The sequence below is a fragment of the Pseudarthrobacter sp. NCCP-2145 genome, assembly GCF_023708005.1.
GTDB classification, from domain to species: Bacteria; Actinomycetota; Actinomycetes; order Actinomycetales; family Micrococcaceae; genus Arthrobacter; species Arthrobacter oxydans.
In genome coordinates this window covers 92,488-115,328 of record NZ_BRCG01000012.1, presented here as the reverse complement: position 1 = coordinate 115,328, position 22,841 = coordinate 92,488, and the positions used below count along the sequence as shown (strand labels likewise).

Below are 22,841 nucleotides of genomic sequence, written 5' to 3'. Positions count from 1 at the left end.
ATCATCGGGCTTTTCTTTCCCCGTTGACCTCCGCAACGACATGAAACTCTACACGAACTTTTTGCCCATGTGAAATCGAAGCCCTGGACTGCCTCCGCATCAGGAAATCGGCGGCAAAACCAGCACGAAATCAGGGTTTTCGTTGTTTGTCAGGAGCCAGAATCCGCCCTCCGGAGTCCGCACGACGTCGCGGATCCTGCCGTACTGGCGTGTGAAATGGCCCACAGGCGTCCCGGCTTCCCCGCCCGCAAGTGGCACTGTCCACAGCCGCTGGCCCCGCAGTGCCCCGAGATAGGCGGTGGATCCCACGATCTCCAGGCCGCTCGGGGACGATTCGCTGGTTGACGGCCACACGACTTTTGCGTCCTGGAACCCGGGGCGGCGGGGCGCTCCGGTCACCTCCGGCCAGCCATAATTTCCGCCGGCCACAATCAGGTTCAGCTCGTCATTGACATCGGGGCCGAATTCACTGGCCCACAGCCGTCCTGCGCTGTCCCATGCGAGGCCCTGGACGTTGCGGTGGCCCAGGCTGTAGACGGCGTTGCCAAAGGGATTGCCCGGCGCCGGACCGCCGTCGGCCGTCAGCCGCAGGATCTTGCCGCCCAAGGCCGCGGGCTCCTGTGGCTGGTCCCTCCGCTGCGAGTCGCCCGTACCGACGTACAGGAAGCCATCCGGGCCGAAGCGGATCCTGCCGCCGTTGTGGGTGGTGGCTTTCGGGATGCCGGTGAAGATGATCTCCGGGCGGTCCAGGGACAGTGCACCGCCGGCGGTCTCCTGCACCCTTGTCCTGGCAATCCTGTTGTCCTCCTGTGCGGTGAAGTACATGTACAGGTAGCGGTCGGAGGCAAAGCCGGGGGACAGTGCAAGTCCCAACAGGCCGCCCTCGCCGGCGGCGGCCACCCCTGGAACTTCACCAAGGCTTACGGCTTCCCGCCCCCTTCCACCGGCCGGCACTGCCTTGAGGAGGGCAGTGTCCCGCTCGGAGATGATGGCCGTTCCGTCCGGCAGGAACACGGCGGACCAGGGAATCTTCAGGTCAAGCTCAAGGCGTTCGGCAACGTCCGGCACCCGCACTTCATTTGTCTCGGGGAGGGTAGTACTCCCGGTGGGCCCGTTGCCGCCACCGCCCGTGCAGCCCGCCAGGAGCACAACGAGGCAGGCTGCAGCCACAGCAGGCAGGCGCTTTCGGAGAGAGGGAGGAGGCTGGCCCGAGCGGGCTGGTCCGTTGCTAAAGGCGCCGCCGCCGTGGAGCCCGGAAGCCTGCTGCCTCGGCATGTGCCTCCGTTTCGAACCAGACGTCGGCACGGGCCTGCTCATAGTCGGGGTGTCCCTCCTCGTAGTAGACCATGGCTCCGGCGTCGCCCTTCACGGTGTACCCGTCCGGGCCGCCGCCGTCAGTTCCGGCCGCCGCCGAGCCGGCGCCATAGGGCTCGTCCGCTGCCAGGTGCCCCGCCGGTTCGGACGTCGGAACGGACTGGGGCTGCTGGTCGCGGTCCGCTGCGGTTTCCACCAGCGCGGAAGACTGGGTGCGGTCCGCGGTTTCAGCGGAGGCGGCAGTTTCAGGGATTACGGCGGCTTCGGCGGCCGCCGCTGCGCGGTCCTCCCCGCCGTGCCCGGGCGGTAGGCCCGCGCCACCCTGCGGTGAACCGCTGACCCCGCTGGCAGGCTGTGGCGCGGAGGCACCTGCAGGGGCCTGAAGCTGCGGTTCGGCCCCGGCGTCGTCCATGTCCTCCACGGCGGCCGTTTCCGCGCCCGGCAGCGTAGGAGCGTGGGGCTCGGTGTACTCGGGGTGGTGGACCGGGGCGTGATGGCGTTCCGCGTCCGTCGCTGCCGCCGGTTCCGCCTGGTGCCCCGTTGCGGCGGGGACGCCGCTTTCACCGGCCGGATCCACCTGGGCCGCAGGGGTGGGAGCGCCACCCGTAGAGGCACTGCCCCTGGATCCTGCGGCGGGGGAAACGGCGGAGGAGCCCGAAGCCTCCGACCACTGTGTCTCCCACTCGTCGTCGTCCTGGCGGCGGACATCCTGGCCGGACGCTGCCGGGGCCGTGGTGCCTGGCACCCCTGTCATGCCGGCTGCTGCAGCGGCGTTGGCAGCAGAACCTTCCCGCTCCTTCGTGCCGGTGGGCTGGGCGGCCTCTGCCCCGCGGGCAGGTGACGCCGCTCCTGCGTGATCATCGGCGGTGGTGGGTGCCGCGGGCTCGGCGGGGCGGCCAAAGCCTGCCGCGCCGGCGATCCCGGTGGTTCCGGCAGCTTCAGCGGATGCCGCGGCACTGCCGCCGGAAAGCGCCCCGTCCGCGCGGGTCCGCTCCGGGGCGGAGGGCCCCGGCGCCGTCGATGACCTCTTGCGTTTGAGCAGCCACCACACGACGCCCACGATGACAACAAGCAGAATGATCCAGAAAACAAAATCCATGGCAAGCCCTTCAGTCCGGATGGCAAGGTGTACTTTCCCCGACGCTACGTCCGGCGGTCAGAACTGTCCAGATTGACGGGGAAGCCGGCAGGTGCCGGGCAGGCGGCCCGTCACCGTGAGCCGCACCACAAGCGGGGGAGGGCATTCCCGGGTCATCTCATTATCTGAGATGGGTGTCCACCATTTGACTGAAATTTTCTGTTTTTGCCCCCAAACGTCCCGGATCTGTCGTTGCGCCGTTCGGCGGAGCCATAGACTTTCCCCTATGAGTGACACCCACATCGCAACCGAGAACAAGCCTGACATCAAACCCCGGAGCCGGGTTGTAACCGACGGAATCCACGCGGCTCCCGCACGTGGCATGTTCCGGGCCGTCGGCATGGGGGACGACGACTTCGCAAAACCCCAGGTCGGCGTTGCGAGCTCGTGGAACGAGATCACTCCCTGCAACCTCTCCCTGAACCGGCTCGCGCAGGGCGCCAAGGAGGGCGTGCACGCGGGCGGCGGTTTCCCCATGCAGTTTGGCACCATCTCCGTGTCCGACGGCATCTCCATGGGCCACGAAGGCATGCACTTCTCCCTGGTTTCCCGCGAAGTCATCGCCGACTCCGTGGAAACCGTGATGCAGGCTGAACGGATCGACGGATCCGTGCTGCTGGCCGGCTGCGACAAGTCCCTTCCCGGAATGCTCATGGCAGCAGCCCGCCTGGACCTGTCCAGCGTGTTCCTCTATGCCGGCTCCATCATGCCCGGTTGGGTCAAGCTCGAGGACGGTTCCGAGAAGGAAGTCACCCTCATTGATGCCTTCGAAGCCGTGGGCGCGTGCGCCGCCGGCAAGATGAGCATGGAAGACCTGACGCGCATCGAAAAGGCCATCTGCCCGGGCGAAGGAGCCTGCGGCGGCATGTACACGGCCAACACCATGGCCTGCATCGGCGAGGCACTCGGCATGTCCCTGCCCGGCTCCGCCGCCCCGCCCTCGGCGGACCGCCGCCGTGACGAGTTCGCCCGCAAGTCCGGCGAAGCGGTCGTCAACCTGCTGCGCGAAGGCATCACCGCCCGCGACATCATGACCAAGAAGGCCTTCGAGAACGCCATCGCCGTCACCATGGCGTTCGGTGGTTCCACGAACGCCGTGCTGCACCTGCTGGCCATCGCCCGCGAGGCCGAAGTTGAGCTGACCCTTGACGACTTCAACCGCATCGGCGACAAGATCCCGCACCTGGGCGACCTCAAGCCCTTCGGCCGCTACGTCATGACCGACGTGGACAAGATCGGCGGCGTGCCCGTCATCATGAAGGCACTGCTCGACGCCGGGCTGCTGCACGGCGACTGCCTCACCGTTACCGGCAAGACCGTGGCCGAAAACCTCGCGGCCATCAACCCGCCGGACGTGGACGGCAAAATCCTCCGAGCGCTGGACAACCCCATCCACAAGACCGGCGGCATCACCATCCTGCACGGCACCATGGCCCCCGAAGGCGCCGTCGTGAAGAGCGCAGGCTTCGACGCCGACGTCTTCGAAGGAACCGCGCGGGTGTTCGAGCGCGAACAGGGCGCCCTGGACGCACTGGACAACGGCCGTATCAAGGCCGGCGACGTCGTCGTGATCCGCTACGAAGGCCCCAAGGGCGGCCCCGGCATGCGCGAAATGCTGGCCATCACCGGCGCCATCAAGGGTGCCGGGCTGGGCAAGGACGTCCTGCTCCTCACCGACGGCAGGTTCTCCGGCGGCACCACCGGCCTGTGCATCGGCCACGTCGCCCCGGAAGCGGTCGACGGCGGCCCCATCGCCTTCGTGAAGGACGGCGACAGGATCCGCGTGGACATCGCCGCCCGCAGCTTCGACCTGCTGGTGGACGAGGCAGAGCTCGCAGCCCGCAAGGTGGGCTGGGAGCCCTTGCCGGCACGCTACACCAAGGGCGTCCTGGCCAAGTACGCCAAGCTGGTGCACAGCGCCAGTACGGGCGCATACTGCGGGTAGCGCCTACCCGGGCCGTTTGGCGCTGAGCGCCAAACGGCCCGGGGCCCTCGGCGCTACCCTTATTAAGCCCGGCCGCCGTGTGGGGGCGGGCTTCAGCAAGGCGCCCTTGGGCAGCGTTGCTCGTTTGGTGGACAATGGGGTCCACATGGTGAGATCGCGGGTCAGCTCGTTGACACGCATCTTGCCCAGAGGGAAAACTGAACGCATGACTTTCGTTACCGGCATCGTCGTCGTCCTTACCAAGCGCGTGGCACATTAGCCCCGGGTAACGAACCGTCACGCGCAACCCCTCGAAGAGCCGCCAGGCTGAGGGGTTTTTTTATTTCCTGCAGTTTCCACGAACCACAGATGATCCACAAGGAAGAGTCCGATGAGCAAAGGATCGCCGATCAGCCCCTCGCTGATGGCTACTAAGTCCGCTGGAGCCACCAAGGCTCCGGAACGCGCCGACCGGACGGCTGACCAGGCCGTCGTCGCCGCCGACCTTGCTGCCGCCTCTCCTGTCCTTGGGCCGAACAACGTTGTACCCCCAACGGTGATGACCGGCTCGCAAGCTATTGTCCGCTCGCTCGAAGAACTCGGCGTCGACGATATTTTCGGTTTGCCCGGTGGCGCGATCCTGCCCACCTATGACCCCTTGATGGCCTCCAGCATGAATCACGTGCTGGTCCGTCACGAACAGGGAGCCGGCCATGCCGCGCAAGGCTACGCCATGGTGACCGGACGGGTTGGCGTGTGTATCGCCACCTCGGGCCCGGGCGCCACCAACCTCGTCACCGCCATCATGGATGCCCACATGGACTCCGTGCCGCTGGTGGCCATCACCGGCCAGGTGTCCAGCGGCGTGATCGGAACCGATGCGTTCCAGGAAGCCGACATCGTGGGCATCACCATGCCCATCACCAAGCATTCCTTCCTGGTGACGGACCCCAACGACATCCCGCATGTCATGGCTGAGGCGTTCCACCTGGCGTCCACCGGCCGCCCCGGTCCCGTCCTCGTGGACGTGGCCAAGGACGCCCAGGTTGGCCAGATGACCTTCTCCTGGCCGCCGAAGATCGACCTGCCCGGCTACCGCCCCGTCACCCGCGGGCACAACAAGCAGGTGCGCGAGGCCGCCAAGCTGATCGCAGCGGCCAGCAAGCCTGTGCTGTACGTTGGCGGCGGCGTCATCAAGGCGCACGCCGCGGCGGAACTGCTGGCACTCGCCGAGGCCACCGGAGCCCCGGTTGTCACCACGCTGATGGCAAAGGGCGCCTTCCCGGACTCACATCCCCAGCACATGGGAATGCCCGGTATGCACGGCACCGTCTCCGCCGTGACTGCCTTGCAGCAGTCCGACCTGCTGATCACCCTGGGCGCCCGTTTTGACGACCGCGTCACCGGTGTCCTCAAGACCTTCGCGCCCCTGGCCAAGGTTATCCACGCGGACATCGACCCCGCCGAGATCTCCAAGAACCGCACCGCGGACGTGCCCATCGTCGGGTCCGTCAAGGAGATCATCCCTGAACTCACCGACGCTGTTCGCACCCAGTTCGAGGCATCCGGAACGCCGGACCTCACCACCTGGTGGGCCTTCCTGAACAACCTCAAGGAGACCTACCCGCTGGGCTGGACCGAACCCGATGACGGGCTCAGCGCACCGCAACGGGTCATCGAGCGCATCGGCGCCCTGACCGGGCCCGAAGGCGTCTACGTTGCCGGCGTGGGCCAGCACCAGATGTGGGCAGCGCAGTTCATCAAGTACGAGCGTCCGCACGCCTGGCTGAACTCAGGCGGCGCCGGGACCATGGGCTATGCGGTTCCGGCCGCCATGGGCGCCAAGGTCGGCGAGCCGGACCGCGTGGTCTGGGCCATCGACGGCGACGGCTGCTTCCAGATGACCAACCAGGAACTGGCCACCTGCGCCATCAACAAGATCCCCATCAAGGTGGCGGTGATCAACAACTCCTCCCTGGGCATGGTCCGGCAATGGCAGACCCTCTTCTACGAGGGCCGGTACTCCAACACCGACCTCAACACCGGCCACGACACCGTCCGCATCCCGGACTTCGTCAAGCTGGGGGAGGCCTACGGCTGCGCCGCGTTCCGCTGTGAACGCGACGAGGACATCGACGCCACCATCCAGAAGGCACTCGAAATCAACGACCGGCCCGTGGTCATCGACTTCGTGGTGAGCCCGAACTCCATGGTGTGGCCGATGGTGCCCGCCGGCGTGAGCAACGACCAGATCCAGGTTGCCCGCAACATGACCCCGGAATGGGAAGAAGAGGACTGACCATGAGCCGCCACACACTCTCCGTCCTGGTGGAAGACAAGCCCGGCGTCCTGACCCGCGTCGCGAGCCTCTTTGCCCGCCGTGCCTTCAATATCAACTCACTGGCTGTTGGCCCCACCGAGGTTCCGGGGATCTCCCGGATGACCGTCGTCGTCGATGCCGACGGCGACCTGATCGAGCAGGTCACCAAGCAGCTCAACAAACTGATCAACGTCATCAAGATCGTTGAGCTGACTTCTGAATCTTCCGTACAGCGAGACCACATCCTGGTCAAGGTACGTGCGGATGCCGCGACACGTCTGCAGGTGACCCAGGCTGCAGACCTGTTCCGTGCCGCCGTCGTCGACGTGTCCACAGACTCGTTGGTGATTGAGGCAACCGGTACTCCGGAGAAGCTTGCAGCGCTGCTCTCAGTGCTGGAGCCCTTCGGCATCCGCGAAATCGTGCAGTCCGGCACCCTGGCCGTTGGACGGGGATCCCGCTCCATGAGTGACAGGGCGTTGCGTTCCGCCTAGGAAGCTGCCGGGCACGGCCCGGCAGCAGGCAACGCCCGCAACCGCACCACAAGACACCTATCTACAACCCACTCAAGAGGAGTTACGCAAGTGACTGAAATGTTTTACGACGACGACGCCGACCTGTCGATCATCCAGGGCCGCAAGGTAGCCATTGTTGGCTACGGCTCCCAGGGCCACGCCCACGCGCTCAACCTGCGCGACTCCGGCGTCGAGGTTGCCATCGCCCTCAAGGAGGGCTCGACGTCGATCGCCAAGGCCGAGGACGCCGGCTTCACCGTCAAGAACGTTGCCGACGCCGCCGAATGGGCCGACGTCATCATGATCCTGGCGCCGGACCAGCACCAGCGCTCGATCTACAACGACTCCATCAAGGACAAGCTGAAGCCCGGCAAGGCCCTTGCCTTCGCCCACGGTTTCAACATCCGCTTCGGCTACATCCAGGCTCCGGAGGGTGTTGACGTCATCCTCGTGGCTCCGAAGGCTCCCGGCCACACCGTGCGCCGCGAATTCGAAGCCGGCCGCGGCATCCCGGACATCATCGCCGTCGAGCAGGACGCCACCGGTTCCGCCTGGGACCTGGCCAAGTCCTACGCCAAGGCCATCGGCGGTACCCGCGCCGGCGTCATCAAGACCACCTTCACCGAAGAGACCGAAACGGACCTCTTCGGCGAGCAGGCCGTCCTGTGCGGCGGCGTGTCCCAGCTGGTCCAGTACGGCTTCGAAACCCTCACCGAAGCCGGCTACCAGCCCCAGATCGCCTACTTCGAGGTCCTCCACGAGCTCAAGCTCATCGTTGACCTCATGTGGGAAGGCGGCATTGCCAAGCAGCGCTGGAGCGTTTCCGACACCGCCGAGTACGGCGACTACGTCTCCGGCCCCCGCGTCATCACCCCCGAGGTGAAGGAAAACATGAAGGCCGTCCTGGCCGACATCCAGTCCGGTGCCTTCGCCAAGCGCTTCATCGAAGACCAGGACAACGGCGGCGTGGAGTTCAAGGCACTGCGTGCCAAGGCAGAGCAGCACCCCATCGAGGCCGTCGGCCGCGAACTGCGCTCCCTCTTCGCCTGGCAGCAGCAGGACGTGGACTACGTCGAAGGATCCGCAGCCCGCTAAGGCTGGCCCAACGTGCCGTGATAAAGGCAGACTGTGAGGCCGGGTTCACACTTAACAATGTGAGCCCGGCCTTTCCGTCGGCCTAGACTTGTTTCTATCCCCCGGACTGCAACGCAGAGGATCAGCCGTGTCAAAACCCGTAGTACTGCTCGCCGAAGAACTTTCCCCCGCTACCGTCGAGGCCCTGGGCCCGGACTTCGAGATCCGCCAGACCGACGGCGCCGACCGTTCCCAGCTGCTCTCCGCCATCGGCGACGTTGACGCAATCCTGGTCCGCTCGGCCACGCAGGTGGACGCCGAGGCGATCGCCGCTGCGAAGAACCTCAAGGTCATCGCCCGCGCGGGAGTAGGCCTGGACAACGTGGACATCAAGGCAGCCACCCAGGCCGGCGTCATGGTGGTCAACGCGCCCACCTCGAACATCGTTTCGGCAGCTGAACTCACCGTTGGCCACATCCTCAGCCTGGCCCGCCACATCCCGCAGGCAAGCGCAGCCCTGAAGGACGGCGAGTGGAAGCGCTCCAAGTACACGGGCATCGAACTCTTCGAAAAGAAGATCGGCATCATCGGCCTGGGCCGGATCGGCGCGCTTGTGGCCGCCCGGCTGAAGGGCTTTGACACCAAGATCCTCGCCTACGATCCCTACATCACCTCAGCCCGCGCGGCACAGCTCGGCGTGCAGCTGGTGACCCTGGACGAGCTCCTGGCGCAGGCGGACTTCATCACCATCCACATGCCCAAGACGCCGGAAACGGTGGGCATGCTCGGTGCTGACGCCTTCAAGAAGATGAAGAGCACCGCCTACGTCGTCAACGTCGCCCGCGGCGGACTGGTGGACGAGGAAGCACTCTTCACGGCCCTGCAGGACGGCGAAATCGCCGGCGCCGGCGTGGACGTCTTCTCCAAGGAACCCAGCACAGACCTGCCGTTCTTCAAGCTGGACAACGTGGTGGTCACGCCGCACCTCGGCGCCTCCACCGACGAAGCGCAGGAAAAGGCCGGCGTGTCGGTGGCCAAGTCGGTCCGCCTCGCCCTCGCCGGTGAACTGGTGCCCGACGCCGTGAACGTGGCCGGCGGCATCATCGCCCCCGACGTCCGTCCCGGCATCCCGCTGATCGAGAAACTGGGCCGGATCTTCACCGCCTTGACGCACGCCTCCCTGACCCAGTTCGACGTCGAAGTGGCCGGCGAGATCTCGTCCCTCGACGTCAAGGTCCTCGAACTGGCCGCCCTCAAGGGAATCTTCGCGGATGTCGTGACCGAGCAGGTTTCCTACGTCAACGCTCCGGTCATCGCCGAGCAGCGGGGCATCAACGTCCGCCTGATCACCACACCCGACACCGAGTCGTACCGCAACGTACTCACCCTGCGCGGCGCCCTGAGTGACGGCACCCAGATCTCCGTGGCCGGCACCCTGACCGGACCCAAGCAGATCCAGAAGCTCGTGGGCATCAACGGCTTCGAGGTTGAAATCCCGATCAGCGAGCACCTCGTGGTGGTGGCCTACACGGACCGCCCCGGGGTCATCGGAACCATCGGACACATCCTCGGCATGAACAACATCAACATCGCCGGCATGCAGGTGGCTCGCTCTGACGAAGGCGGCCAGGTGCTTGCCCTGCTGACCATCGACAGCTCTGTTCCCCAGCAGGTCCTGGACGCCATCAAGGCCGGCATCGGCGCCGAGATGGTGCGTGAAGTGGACCTGGAGGACTAACCCGCACCCCGGGGAAACACCGCACCGCCGGCCGCCCTCGGCGAGTCCCGGCACGGCCACGTATGATTGGCCGGTCTGCTTACAATGGCTAGGTCCTGATTCAGGACCGGGCCGGCAGGCCGGCCAATACCTTTTGCACATCCGTCCGTGATCGTCCATGTCCGCATGGGCGCCGTCCGGGTGCGCGCACGCAATCCAGGTTTCAGGGAGTTCCATGAACGCCGTCCAGAGGTTCATCAGAAGCAAAGTGCTGCTGTTGACCGCGGCCATCTTGATCGCAGCCATGTGCTTGTCGGTCCTTGTCCAAAGCCAGTCCCAGGCCGCACTGAACAGGACCGTTGATGAAAATTCACGCGGCCTCTACGACGTCCTGGTCCAGGCGAAGGCCCCCTCCAGCTCGCTCATGCAGCCCGAGATCGCCAACGGCTCCGGCGGCATCAGCTTCGAGCAGCTGGAGGCCATCAGGAAGCTCTCCGGCACCTCCGTGGCGGCCCCGATCAGCCTTGTCTCCCGCGTGACCCAGAACCTTGAATCCCCGCGCCTCGATGCCATGGACTACCTCGGCTACAACGCCGGGCTTGCCGGCACCGCAACCGCGGACCAGGCCGCCGGAGCAACCGCCCCGGACCTGTGGCCGGCTGCCGAATCGGTCCTGGGCGATGAAACCCGGAAGTACCGCCTGACGGCCAGCGCAGTCAGCTCCGACGGCGTCTCCGAGCAGACCCTCTTCAAGTCCACCGCCGAAGGCACCCTTGGCAAGGCCAGGCTCGTGGAGGAGCAAACTGCCGGCGGCAGCAGCATCCGCATTGCAGCTCCCGCGGACGAAACCGGGATCAAGTTTCCCGCACCGGCCGGCGGCTCCGAGCACAACCTCTTCAACCTTTCCGTGTCACTGCCCATGGCCCCCGAGATAACGGAATCCGTCGTCGCCGTCGACCCGGCTGCCGAACGGGCCCTCCTGGGTTCCGCCGGTGACTTCCTGTCCCCGCTGGAGAAGGCGCCGCCGGCCGATGCCCGCGACGCCGGCGCGGTGGGACGCTACCTCGAGGGACTGTTCACCAACGGCATCAGCCTGGACGAACTGGAGGAAGGGCCGGATTTCCTCGGCGTCAAGCTCAAGTACTGGGCGCCGCTGATGACCCAGTACCAGCAGGCCAAGCGGAACGGGCAGCTGACTGACGATTCCCAGGCCATTCCCCTGATCGTCCGTTCCGGGACGTCCCTGGACCTGAAGTACAACGTCAAGATCGAAGAAATCGACGACGCCGGCAAGGTCGTCAAGGACGTCGGCACCGTCTCGCGTTCCCTGGACAAGGACTACCTGCCGTTCGTTTCAAAGGACCCCTTCGTCCTCTCCTGGCCGGGTTCCACGGACCACTCCTCGCTGCTTGGCAGCAGCGGCAACTTCAACCAGGGCCTTTACACTCCCGCCACCTGGAGCACCGACTTCGCTGCGGCGCCCAAGTACACCGACGGCGAAGCAGCCGCCAACGGTGCCGAGGAAAAGACGGCAGTGCCCGGTGAATGGGTCACCGTCAACCGGCTTCCCGAGAAGAGCGCCAACGGCGCGCCCGTTGACCAGACCCAGCGCGAACCCGTGGATGAGCGTTCCTACCGGGAAAACCTGGCAACGGGGGAGCAGGCAGCCGCCCCGCTGGCCATGGTCTACGGCACGTTCGATCCCGCGTCCGTCGCCGCTGCCGCCGGCGACGTCAACAAGCTGCCGCTGGGCGGCTACGACCCCACCCCGTTCACGCTGGTCAAGGACGCTGCGGGCAACGAAGTCCCCGCCACGGAACTTGAGCCTTCCCTGAGCGCCACCGGGCTCGCCAGCCAGTCCGCAGGCGCCATCACGGATTACTACGGCCTTGCTGCTGCCCGCGGCTACACCGAAAACGCCAGCGTCATCGACGCCGTCCGTGTCCGTGCAAAAGCGCCCGGAAGCTGGAAGGAAGCGCAGCCCGACGTCGAAGAGCTGGCCGGCGAAATCCGCGAGATGGGCCTGGAGGCCACCATTGTGGCCGGGTCCGCGCGGGAGGATGCCAGCATCTTCGTCCCGGGCTACAGCAAGGACGACGCCGGCAAGGAATCCGCCCTGGGGACCGTCCAGCAGTCCTGGGTCCGGCAGAACGCCGCGGAGGCTGTTACCGGGTCGCTGTCCGGTACCAACATCACCCTGCTCTTCCTGACGCTCTGCGGCGCAGCCCTCCTGACGGGCGCATCCACGGTGAGCTACATCCGCAAGCGGAGGAGCGAAGCCGGAACCCTGCGTGCCATGGGCTGGACCCAGGGCCGGATCCGCCGCTGGGTCCTGGAGGAATTCGGCGTCGGAGCGGTCCTGCTCGCCGTGGCCGGGATCGTGCTGAGCCTGGCCAGCTGGAGCCTTTCCACTGCCCTGGTCTCCGCGTCAGTCCTGGTGCTGTACGCGGCGGCGGCCTTCTTTGCCGCACAGCAGCTGCGCCACCGCGACGAGATCGACCAGGAACCGCAGCATGACGAACGGCTGATTCCGGTGGACTCGCCGCTGACCTTCGCCAACCGCCAGCTGAGCACCAACAAATTCAACACCCTGTCCCTGGCCGTAGCCGTGGGCGTGTTCGGGGCTGCAGCAGGCGGCCTGGCCGCCCTGCTCATCGACATCCCGCGCGCCGCCGGCGCCAGTGCGCTCAGCGGCTTGGCCGCGGCCAGCGTTGCCTTGCCGAGCATCCTCCTGGCCCTCGCCGGAGTTGCCGTAGGGCTTGTGCTGACCCTGGTCACCGGGCGGTTTGAACTCAATGCCAAGCGCCAGTACCTTGGCATCCTCGAGGCCATGGGCTGGAACCCGGACATGCTCCGCCAGGTCCGCCTGTTCGAGAACGCGCTGGTGGGAACCGTGGCCCTGCCCCTGGGCGTCCTGGGCGCCCTGGGCATCGGCCTGCTGCTGGCACCCTACGCCGCGCTGTGGGCGGGCGTGGCCGGCCTCGTGGCTGTACTTTGCTGGATACCGATTGCAACGAAAGTGGTCCAATGACAAACCCGACCAACGTCCAGCGGAGCCGCCGGTCCGGCTCCGGTGAGGTGCCCCTGCAGACCCGGGCCAACACCATCGTCAAGGCCGCCGACCACGCCACGCCGCTGGAACTGAGCGACATCACCATCCGCTATGGCGGAGGCAAGGGCGGCGCCGAAGCCGTCAGCGTGGTGGAAGGCTTCGACCTGACCCTGCACGCCGGTGAGATGCACTGTGTCGCCGGCCGAAGCGGTTCCGGCAAGACCAGCATCCTGACCGTCGGCGCCGGACTGACCCTGCCGACGTCGGGCCGGGTCTTCTGGGAAGGCGATTCGCTCGAAAGCATGGGGGACGACGAAATCGCGGACCGCCGTCGTGCGCTGATCGGGTACGTTGACCAGGGCGGCGCCCTGATCGACGGAATGAGCGCCCTCGAGAACGTGCTCCTCCCCGCCGTTCCCGACGGCGAAGTGGACCAGCGGCGGGACATGGCCAAGGACCTGCTGGACCTTGTTGGCCTGGGCCGGCGCATGCGGCACCGTCCCGCCCAGCTGTCCGGCGGCGAACGCCAGCGCGTGGCCATTGCCCGTGCCCTGATCCTGGGCACCCGGGTCCTGGTGGTGGATGAGCCCACCGCGAGCCTGGACCGGGCCTCCGCCAACCGCATCATCAGCATCCTGAAGGACACCACGTCCGACGGCATCGCCGTGCTGGTGGCCTCGCACGACCACGAACTTGTCCGGCTCAGCGATACCCTGACCGAACTCATCTAGCCCGTCCCTCCCCACCGAAGGTAACGTCCTCCACGTGACTGCTTCAGAGAAAACGCCGTTCTACATCACCACGGCCATCACCTACCCCAACGGCGTGCCCCACATCGGCCACGCCTACGAGTACATTGCCACCGATGCGATGGCGCGCTTCAAGCGGCTGGACGGCTTTGACGTGATGTTCCTGACCGGGACGGACGAGCACGGGATGAAGATCGCCCAGGCGGCCGAAAAGGAAGGCATCACTCCCAAGGAGCTGGTGGACCGGAACGCGGAGATCTACCAGGCGGCGCACGCCGCCCTGGGGATCACCTACGACCGTTTCATCCGCACCACAGACGAGGACCACTACGCCGCCTCGCAGGCCATCTGGAAGAAGATGGAAGCCAACGGCGACATCTACCTGTCCAAGTACGAGGGCTGGTACTCCGTCCGGGACGAGGCCTATTACGGTGAGGACGACACCGTGGTCAAGGACGACGGCGTGCGCTACTCCAAGGAGACGGACACCGAGGTGACCTGGACGGCCGAGGAGAGCTACTTCTTCCGGCTGTCGGCCTACCAGGGCAAGCTCCTTGCCCTGTATGAGGCCCACCCGGAATTCGGCGCCCCGCAGTACCGTTTCAACGAAGTCATCAGTTTCGTCAAGCGAGGCCTGGAGGACCTGTCCATCAGCCGCACCACCTTCGACTGGGGCGTCCCGGTCCCGGGCAACGACAAGCACGTGATGTACGTGTGGGTGGATGCCCTGACCAACTACCTCACCGGCGTGGGGTACCCGGACGTGGACTCGGAGAACTTCCGGAAGTACTGGCCTGCTGACGTCCACATCATCGGCAAGGACATCTCCCGCTTCCACGCCATTTACTGGCCCGCCTTCCTCATGAGCGCGGGCCTGGAGCTGCCCAAGCGGGTGATGATCCACGGCTTCCTGCACAACAACGGCGTGAAGATGTCCAAGTCGCTGGGCAACGTGGTTGCCCCGGCGGACTTCGTGGCACAGTACGGACTGGACCAGGTGCGCTTCTTCTTCCTGCGGGAAGTGCCCTTCGGCGCGGACGGCAGCTACAACCACGACGCCATCGTGGGGCGGATGAATTCGGACCTGGCCAACAACTTCGGAAACCTGGCCCAGCGGTCGCTGTCCATGGTGGCCAAGAACTGCGGCGGGCGCGTTCCCGTCCCGGGGGAGTTCACTGCCGCGGACACTGCCATCCTGGCCCAGGCCGACGCCCTCCTTGCCGCAGCCCGGGCAGCCTTTGAGAAACAGGAGTTCAGCCGCGCGCTCGAGGCGATCTGGGGTGTCCTGGGAGATACGAATGCCTACTTCGCGGAGCAGGCGCCGTGGGTGCTGCGGAAGACCGACGTCGAACGCATGAACACGGTGCTGTACGTGACCCTTGAGGTGCTGCGGATCGTGGCCATCCTCGCACAGCCGGTCATGCCCCGGGCCACCGGTGCGCTCCTGGCAACCCTAGGCCAGCCCGAGGGGGAAGCCCGGCAGTTCGCAGCGATCCCCACCCGGATTGTGGCCGGGACCGAGCTGCCTGCGCCGTCGCCCGTGTTCCCCAAATACGAGGAGCCGGCCGGGGCCTGACGCGGCCACGCTCTCTCACTTCCTGCACGTTTGGGCCCAACGCTCTCTCACCCCTGGACAGGCGGTGGGAGAGCGTTGGTTGTTTTCCGGCAGGAAGTGAGGGAGCGTCCCTGGGGTGTTCGGATTATGAGACAGCTTGACCAGCATATGGATAACTTGGCTAACCTGAATCCATGAGCGCATCCTCCATCGATCTTGCAGTTATCCCTGGCGACGGCATCGGCCCCGAAGTGATTGCCGAGGCAGTCAAGGTCCTCGAGAAGGCCGTGGCGGCGGAGGGCGTCGAGCTCAAGCAGACGCACTACAAGCTCGGCGCTGAGCACTGGCTGGCCACGGGGGAGACCCTGCCGGACGAAGTCCTCGCGGACCTCCGGAGGCGGGATGCCATCCTGTTCGGCGCAGTGGGCGCGGCCCCCGGCGACACGCGGATCCCGTCGGGGATCATCGAACGCGAGATGCTGCTCAAGCTCCGCTTCAGCCTGGACCACTACGTCAACCTGCGCCCCTCCAAGCTGTACGGCACCGTGGGCAGCCCCCTGGCCAACCCGGGCGACATCGACTTCATCGTGGTCCGCGAGGGCACCGAAGGCCCTTACGTTGGCAACGGCGGCACCCTGCGTGCGGGGACCCCCCACGAGGTGGCCACCGAAGTCTCCCTGAACACCGCGCACGGCGTGGAGCGAGTTGTGCGCGACGCATTCCGCCGCGCAAGCGCCCGGGAGCGCAAGCACGTCACCCTGGTCCACAAGCACAACGTCCTGGTCTTCGCAGGGCACTTGTGGAAGCGCACGGTCGAGGCCGTCGCCACCGAGTTCCCGGACGTCACCCACGATTACCTGCACGTGGACGCCGCCACCATCTTCATGGTCACGGATCCGTCGCGCTTCGATGTGATTGTCACGGACAACCTCTTCGGCGACATACTCACGGACCTTGCCGCAGCCGTGACGGGCGGTATTGGGCTGGCCGCGTCCGGCAACATCAACATGGACCGCACGGCGCCGTCCATGTTCGAGCCGGTCCACGGCTCCGCCCCGGACATCGCCGGCCAGGGCAAGGCCGACCCGACCGCCGCGATCCTGTCCGCCGCGCTCCTGCTGGACCACCTCGGCTACACCGCCGCGGCCCGCAAGATCGAAGCCGCGGTGGCTGCCGACGTCGAAAAGCGCGACGGCGATGCCCGCAGCACGAGTGCCGTAGGCGATGCCATCGCGGCCGGACTCTAACCCGCGCCGGAGCCGCAGGCATCGGGCGTAAGCTTGTCTCGAATCACCAAATGCCGCCCTGCCGTTCAGCGCTGAACCCGGGGTGGCCGATCGTGGAGGAACCATGACCCAGACTGCCCATGGCGTCGAATTCACCCAGCAGCCCTCGGCCAACCCGAAGTCTGCTGAAGAGCGTGCAGCCATCCTGGCCAACCCGGGATTCGGCAACCACTTCACCGACAACACCGCCATCGTGGACTACAACGTGGACGAGAACGGCAAGGGCGGCTGGCACAATGCCCGGATAGAGGCGTACGGGCCAATCGTCCTGGACCCGTCGGCAGCTGTTTTCCACTACGGCCAGGAGATTTTCGAAGGGCTCAAGGCGTACCGCCACGCCGACGGCTCCATCTGGACCTTCCGTCCCGAAGCCAATGCGGCACGCCTGAACAAGTCCGCCCGCAGGCTCGCCCTTCCCGAACTGCCGGCCGAGTACTTCCTCGGGGCAATCCGTGAACTGGTTGCCATTGACAAGGAATGGGTCCCCGCCGGCGAAGGTGAGGCGCTCTACCTGCGGCCGTTCATGATCGCCACCGAGGCCTTCCTGGGCGTCCGCGCCGCACGGGAAGTCTCCTTCCGCGTCATCGCCTCACCGGCCGGCAACTACTTCGGCGGCGAACTGAAGCCCGTGTCCATCTGGATCTCGCGGGAGTACGCCCGCGCCGGCCGCGGCGGAACCGGCGATGCGAAGTGCGGCGGCAACTACGCGGCGTCGCTGATCGCCCAGCAGGAGGCTGAAGCCAACGGCTGCAAGCAGGTCCTCTTCCTCGACCAGTTCAACGACAACGCAGTCGAGGAACTGGGCGGCATGAACGTTTTCTTCGTGATGAAGGACGGCTCACTGGTCACCCCGGCGCTGACCGGCACCATCCTCGAAGGGATCACCCGGATGTCCGTCATCCAGGTGGCCAAGGACATGGGCCGCGAGGTCACCGAGCGCAAGATCACCCTCGATGAATGGCGCGACGGCGTTGCCTCCGGTGACATTGCCGAGGTGTTCGCCTGCGGCACCGCAGCCGTGATCACGCCGATTGGAGTCCTTAAGGACGCCACCGAGTTCATCGGCTCCGAGGACGCCAAGGCGGGGGAGACCACCATGGCCATCCGCGAGCAGCTGCTCGGCATCCAGACGGGCACGGTGCCGGACACGCACGGCTGGCTGACCCGCCTGGCCTAGCCTGCCGGTTTATTAACGTACGACGGCGCCTGCCGGGCTTGGTCCCGGCGGGCGCCGTTCGTTCACCCGCCAGCCGGCGGGCTGGTCAGCGCCGTGCTGCCTTACGGGCAGCGTTCTTCAGCGCCTTCCGCGAGACAGGCTTCAGCGCCTTCCGGGCCGCTTCTTCTGCGATGGCCCGGTTGCGACGGGCGTCAATGACATCGTTCCAAAGCGCCGTTGCGAAGGCGCCGCCGTCCTGGGCGTACACGTCATAGGGATAGCCGGCAAAGACGGAGGGCGTGGTGCCGCCCGTGGGAAGATCCTGCCCCTTTGCCTTCGCCACGGCATCGCCGACGGCCCAGGTCCGGGTCAGGTGGTGCACGAGGTTTTCCTGCACAAAGACGTTTGCGTCGCTTGAAGCGGCAGCACGCGTCAGGAGCACATCCAGGTCTTCAGCCAGGAACTTCGCCGCCCATTCGTCCACGGGTGCTGCCCCCGACCGGAAATCCTCGGCCACCCCCTCCACCGCCTCACTCCAATCGTCGGTCTCGCGGAACTTCTTCCACGTGGGAAACCACACGATGCTGCCCGTCGCGTGATTGTGGATGTGCTGGAGTCCACTGTTCTTCCCGGTTGCGGCATGGTCGTGGCCGGCAGCGTCAGCATCGGCGAGGAGGTCAGTTAGTGAGGTTGTGCTCATGGTGTCCGGTTCCGGCTTCCTGGGAGGTCGTGTGGTCTTCATTGGTGCTCAACCCGGAAACCTGCCTGTTCTATTCCGGCGGCGGGAACGGCAGTGGTGCACCTGGCAGTGAAAGGATGGGAGGGTGACTTCAGCTTCCGGTCCCGTCCTCCAGCGCAGCTCCGCCCTGACACAGTACGTCCTGGCGCCCAATCCCGGGCCCATGAGCCTGGACGGAACCAACTCGTACGTCCTGAGGGCGCCGGGCAGCCCGGGCGCCGTGGTGGTGGATCCAGGACCACTGGACGAGGCCCACCTGCGGGCACTCGCTGCGGCCGGGCCCGTGGAACTGGTCCTCGTGACCCACCGCCATGCGGACCACACCGCCGGTGCTGCACGGCTGCACCAGCTGACCGGTGCCCCGGTGCGGGCGGCAGGCACGGCCCACTGTTACGGCGGAGGCGCTCCGTTGAAGGACGGGCAGGTGATCCATGCGGCAGGGCTCGAAGTGAGGGTGCTGGCTACTCCCGGCCACACGTCAGATTCGGTCTGCTTCCACCTGCCCGGTGACGGCCCGCAGGGTTCGGTTCTCTCCGGCGACACCATCCTCGGCCGCGGCACCACCATGCTTGACTACCCCGACGGGACGTTGGGCGACTACCTTGGCTCGCTGGACAAGCTTGAGGCACTTGGTCCCGCAGCGGTCCTCCCCGCCCACGGCCCTATCCTTCCGTCCCTGGCCGACGTTGCCCGTGCCTATCGCAGCCACCGCCTGGACCGGCTCGAGCAGGTACGAAATGCACTGGCCAGCCTCGGGCCGGAAGCCACCGCCCGTGACGTCGCGGACGTCGTCTATGCCGACGTCGACCCTTCCGTGCGGCGCGCTGCCGAAGCGTCCGTCTCGGCCCAGCTCCACTACCTTCGCGGAGACGCAGGCCAGCAGCGGCCCGGGGAGCCACGCCCGGCAAGACGGTAGGGTAGGAGCCATGCGTATTGCCAGGTTTGTTGTTGATTCTGATCCCCTTTACGGCGTCGTCGAAGGTGACACCGGCAGTGAGGAAATCACTGTCATCCATGGAGACCCCTTCTTCAACGGCGTGGAGCGAACCTCCGTCCGCCACAAGCTGGAGGACGTCCGGCTGCTCGCGCCGATCATCCCCCGCAGCAAGGTCATCGGCGTGGGCCGCAACTTCGTGGAGCACGCCCATGAACTCGGCAATGAAGTCCCCGCCCAGCCGCTCCTGTTCCTGAAGCCGAACACCGCCGTCGTGGGCCCCAACGATCCCGTGGTGCTGCCGGACTTCTCCGAGGAAGTCTCCTTTGAGGCGGAACTGTGCGTAGTGATCGGGCGGATCTGCAAGGACGTGCCCGAGGACCGCGTGGACGATGTCATCTTCGGCTACACCTGCGGCAACGACCTCACCGCCCGGGACGTCCAGAAGACCGACCTGCAGTGGACCCGGGCCAAGGGCTTTGACACCTCGGCGCCGCTCGGCCCCTGGATTGAGACGGACCTGGACACCGAGGACCTGCAGATCCAGGGCCGGCTCAACGGGGAACTGCGGCAGGACGGCAGCACCAGCCAGATGATCCGGGGCGTCCGCGAACTGGTGTCCATCGTGTCCCAGGCCTTCACCCTGCTGCCCGGCGACGTCATCATGACCGGAACGCCCGCCGGAGTGGGCCTGGTCAGCGCCGGCGACCGCTTTGAGGTGGAGATCGAGGGCATCGGCCGCCTGTCCAACCCCATAGTCCGCCGCTGACGCCGGGGCCGCCCGGACCCCTGGCGGCAGACGGTAAAGTTGGAGCCACTATGACTACTGCTTCCGCGTCGAATGCTGCCTCCCTGCCCCCCGTTTCCGCCGACACGCCCGTGCGGGTCCGGTTCTGCCCGTCGCCCACCGGCACTCCGCACGTCGGGCTGATCCGGACGGCCCTCTTCAACTGGGCCCACGCCAAGCACACCAAGGGCACTTTCGTGTTCCGCATTGAGGACACGGACGCGGCGCGCGACTCGGAGGAAAGCTACCTGCAGCTGCTCGAGGCGCTGAAGTGGCTTGGCATCACGTGGGAAGAGGGCGTCGAAGTGGGCGGCCCCCACGAGCCCTACCGCCAGTCGCAGCGGCTGGACCTGTACAAGGACGTCGTGGCCAAGCTGATCGAGGGCGGCTACGCCTACGAGTGCTACTCGTCCCCCGAGGAAGTCGAGGCACGCCACCGCGCCGCCGGCCGCGACCCCAAGCTGGGTTACGACAACTTTGACCGTGAGCTCACCGACGAACAGGTGGCCGCCTTCAAAGCCGAGGGCCGCCAGCCCGTGCTGCGGGTCCGGATGCCCGACGAGGACGTCACCTTCACCGACCTGGTCCGCGGCGAGATCACGTTCAAGGCCGGCAGCATCCCGGACTACGTCATTGTCCGCGCTGACGGTTCCCCTCTCTACACACTGGTGAACCCGGTTGACGACGCACTGATGGGTATCACCCACGTGCTGCGCGGCGAGGACCTGCTGTCCTCCACGCCGCGCCAGGTTGTCCTCATCCGTGCACTCATGGAGCTCGGTGTTGCCAGCTACATGCCGGAGTTCGGCCACCTGCCCTACGTCATGGGTGAAGGCAACAAGAAGCTCTCCAAGCGTGATCCCCAGTCGAACCTGTTCCTGTTGCGTGACCGCGGCTTCATTCCCGAGGGCCTCCTGAACTACCTGTCCCTGCTGGGCTGGAGCCTCTCCGCCGATGAGGACATCTTCACCGTGGACCAGCTCATCGAAAACTTCGACGTCCACGACGTCCTGGCCAACCCGGCGCGGTTTGACATCAAGAAGGCCGAAGCCATCAACGGGACCCACATCCGGATGCTCGCCCCCGGGGACTTCCGGGAGCGGCTGGTGCCCTACCTGCGCACTGCCGGCTATGTGGGGGAGGAGCTCACGGCGCGGCAGGAGGACATCCTGACCGAAGCCGCGCCGCTGATCCAGGAGCGCATCACGCTTCTGGGCGAGGCCCCGGACATGCTCGGATTCCTGTTCAAGGACGACGACGCCATTGACGTTGCCGACGACGCCCGGAAGGGCCTTCCGCAGAACCTCGACGAGGTACTGGATGCCGCTATTGGGGCCCTCGACAGTGTCCAGGAGTGGACCGCCGAAGAGATCCAGGCAGCGCTCAAGCAGGCGCTCGTGGAAGACCTGGGCCTGAAGCCCCGGCTCGCGTTCGGACCCGTGCGTACCGCTGTTTCCGGACGGCGCATCTCCCCGCCGCTGTTCGAGTCCATGGTGATCCTGGGCAGGGAATCCTCCCTTCGCAGGCTCCGGGCCTTCCGTGGCTGATGACCGCACGGCGATGACAGCTTCCCGAAGGGCCGGCGCCGGTGTCCTGGACACGCCCTTCGGGTCAGTCCGCGGGGTCCTGTTCGACATAGACGACACCCTGGTGGACCTCGAGTTTTCGATGACCACAGCCCTTCGGGAGGTCAGCGAACACCTCCTGCCCGGCATGGACCAGGCCGGCTGGGAGCGGTTCGGGCGCATCTTCACGCACGAAACCACCCACTATTACGACCGCTACCTGGCCGGGGAACTGACGTTCAACGAGCAGCGGCTGCTGCGCGGCCGCGCTGCCCTGGGCCACTTCGGGGTTGAGCTGGAAGAAGGTGAGCAATCCCACCAGTGGCTCACGGCATACGTGGAAAAGCAGCCCGCCTACGTGAAGCCCTTCCCGGATGTCATGCCGCTGCTGGACCTGCTGGACCAGGCCGGCGTGCCCTACGGCGCCGTCAGCAACAACGTCCACGACTATCAGCGCGCCAAGCTGGACGGCGCAGGCCTTGGACGCGTCAGGCGCCTGGTGGGGACGGACACGCTGGGCGTGGCAAAGCCAGATCCGTCCATCTACCTGGAAGGTGTCCGGCTCCTGGGCACCGGACCTGCTGAAACGCTCTACGTCGGGGACAACCGCCTGCTGGACGCGGAAGGCTCGACGGCGGCCGGCCTCCTGGGCGTCTGGCTCAACAGGGCGGGGGAGCAGGTTAAGGAATTCCGGGGCAACATGGTGTCGTCGCTGGGCGAACTGGTCGCGTGTGGGCGCGCGGCGCGGGCCGGGCGCACGCCCGGCCCGCGTCCCCGACCGGCACGCCGGAGCCCGATTTGTGCGAGCACGAAGTCTCGGGTAAAGTAATTTCTCGTGCTGAGGCGCACGGAGCAGGGCAAACGCCCTGAAAACTGGCCCGAAAGTATCATTGGGATATGGTGTAATTGGCAACACTACGGTTTCTGGTACCGTCATTCTAGGTTCGAGTCCTGGTATCCCAGCTCTGGTTTGAAAGCTGATTTCAGCGCTCAAAACGGAAGGTTTCAGCCGGTTC

Annotated in this window: 17 protein-coding genes and 1 tRNA gene; 15 read left to right on the top strand and 3 right to left on the bottom strand. The window is 66.2% G+C overall.

Annotated elements, in window-relative coordinates; all coding sequences use genetic code 11:
- Positions 1–99: 99 nt before the first annotated feature.
- Both NFU08_RS12255 and NFU08_RS12250 read right to left on the bottom strand, forming a co-directional pair.
- Entirely contained in the window at positions 100–1,170 is a 1,071-nt protein-coding gene (locus NFU08_RS12255; protein ID WP_251423612.1) for a PQQ-dependent sugar dehydrogenase, read from the bottom strand.
- A 58-nt stretch (positions 1,171–1,228) separates the two neighbouring features.
- Positions 1,229–2,413: a hypothetical protein gene (locus tag NFU08_RS12250; protein ID WP_251423609.1), complete on the bottom strand. Its 1,185-nt coding sequence runs from the start codon at positions 2,411–2,413 to the stop codon at positions 1,229–1,231.
- 265 nt (positions 2,414–2,678) lie between these two features.
- On the opposite strand from NFU08_RS12250, the gene ilvD reads away from it, so the two are divergent.
- From ilvD to NFU08_RS12200, 10 genes are all read left to right on the top strand, one after another.
- The gene (gene ilvD, locus NFU08_RS12245; protein ID WP_174178118.1) at positions 2,679–4,397 is read left to right on the top strand and encodes a dihydroxy-acid dehydratase; all 1,719 of its coding nucleotides are present in this window, start codon (positions 2,679–2,681) and stop codon (positions 4,395–4,397) included.
- Between the two features lie 370 nt (positions 4,398–4,767).
- Positions 4,768–6,675, top strand: coding sequence for an acetolactate synthase large subunit (locus NFU08_RS12240; RefSeq protein ID WP_174178120.1), 1,908 nt, complete (start codon positions 4,768–4,770; stop codon positions 6,673–6,675).
- Between the two features lie 2 nt (positions 6,676–6,677).
- Positions 6,678–7,190, top strand: coding sequence for an acetolactate synthase small subunit (ilvN, locus tag NFU08_RS12235; protein WP_009356538.1), 513 nt, complete (start codon positions 6,678–6,680; stop codon positions 7,188–7,190).
- 90 nt (positions 7,191–7,280) lie between these two features.
- Positions 7,281–8,306 carry a ketol-acid reductoisomerase gene (ilvC, locus tag NFU08_RS12230; protein WP_174178122.1) on the top strand — a complete coding sequence of 342 codons (1,026 nt, stop codon included), beginning with the start codon at positions 7,281–7,283 and terminating at the stop codon, positions 8,304–8,306.
- A gap of 127 nt (positions 8,307–8,433) precedes the next feature.
- Positions 8,434–10,023: a phosphoglycerate dehydrogenase gene (gene serA / locus NFU08_RS12225; protein ID WP_174178125.1), complete on the top strand. Its 1,590-nt coding sequence runs from the start codon at positions 8,434–8,436 to the stop codon at positions 10,021–10,023.
- A gap of 214 nt (positions 10,024–10,237) precedes the next feature.
- Entirely contained in the window at positions 10,238–13,033 is a 2,796-nt protein-coding gene (locus NFU08_RS12220; RefSeq protein ID WP_251423605.1) for an ABC transporter permease, read from the top strand.
- Positions 13,030–13,785, top strand: a complete 756-nt coding sequence (locus NFU08_RS12215; RefSeq protein ID WP_104184854.1) for an ABC transporter ATP-binding protein — start codon at positions 13,030–13,032, stop codon at positions 13,783–13,785. Before NFU08_RS12220 ends, NFU08_RS12215 begins: the two co-directional genes overlap by 4 nt.
- 34 nt (positions 13,786–13,819) lie before the next feature.
- Positions 13,820–15,379 carry a methionine--tRNA ligase gene (gene metG, locus NFU08_RS12210; RefSeq protein WP_251423602.1) on the top strand — a complete coding sequence of 520 codons (1,560 nt, stop codon included), beginning with the start codon at positions 13,820–13,822 and terminating at the stop codon, positions 15,377–15,379.
- A 173-nt stretch (positions 15,380–15,552) separates the two neighbouring features.
- Positions 15,553–16,605: a 3-isopropylmalate dehydrogenase gene (locus NFU08_RS12205; RefSeq protein WP_251423599.1), complete on the top strand. Its 1,053-nt coding sequence runs from the start codon at positions 15,553–15,555 to the stop codon at positions 16,603–16,605.
- Between the two features lie 103 nt (positions 16,606–16,708).
- Positions 16,709–17,821: a branched-chain amino acid aminotransferase gene (locus tag NFU08_RS12200; protein ID WP_251423596.1), complete on the top strand. Its 1,113-nt coding sequence runs from the start codon at positions 16,709–16,711 to the stop codon at positions 17,819–17,821.
- 85 nt (positions 17,822–17,906) lie between these two features.
- Here NFU08_RS12200 and NFU08_RS12195 read toward each other — a convergent pair whose 3' ends face one another.
- Positions 17,907–18,500, bottom strand: coding sequence for a hypothetical protein (locus NFU08_RS12195; RefSeq protein ID WP_174178135.1), 594 nt, complete (start codon positions 18,498–18,500; stop codon positions 17,907–17,909).
- A gap of 124 nt (positions 18,501–18,624) precedes the next feature.
- On the opposite strand from NFU08_RS12195, the gene NFU08_RS12190 reads away from it, so the two are divergent.
- From NFU08_RS12190 to NFU08_RS12170, 5 genes are all read left to right on the top strand, one after another.
- Positions 18,625–19,455 carry an MBL fold metallo-hydrolase gene (locus tag NFU08_RS12190; protein ID WP_251423593.1) on the top strand — a complete coding sequence of 277 codons (831 nt, stop codon included), beginning with the start codon at positions 18,625–18,627 and terminating at the stop codon, positions 19,453–19,455.
- A 10-nt stretch (positions 19,456–19,465) separates the two neighbouring features.
- Positions 19,466–20,242, top strand: a complete 777-nt coding sequence (locus NFU08_RS12185) for a fumarylacetoacetate hydrolase family protein (RefSeq protein WP_188808566.1) — start codon at positions 19,466–19,468, stop codon at positions 20,240–20,242.
- A gap of 50 nt (positions 20,243–20,292) precedes the next feature.
- A complete protein-coding gene (gene gltX / locus NFU08_RS12180) occupies positions 20,293–21,807 on the top strand; it encodes a glutamate--tRNA ligase (protein WP_174178142.1) in 1,515 nt (504 codons plus the stop codon).
- A 13-nt stretch (positions 21,808–21,820) separates the two neighbouring features.
- Positions 21,821–22,654 carry an HAD family hydrolase gene (locus NFU08_RS12175; RefSeq protein ID WP_251423664.1) on the top strand — a complete coding sequence of 278 codons (834 nt, stop codon included), beginning with the start codon at positions 21,821–21,823 and terminating at the stop codon, positions 22,652–22,654.
- Between the two features lie 62 nt (positions 22,655–22,716).
- Positions 22,717–22,788, top strand: a tRNA-Gln gene (locus NFU08_RS12170).
- Positions 22,789–22,841: the final 53 nt, after the last annotated feature.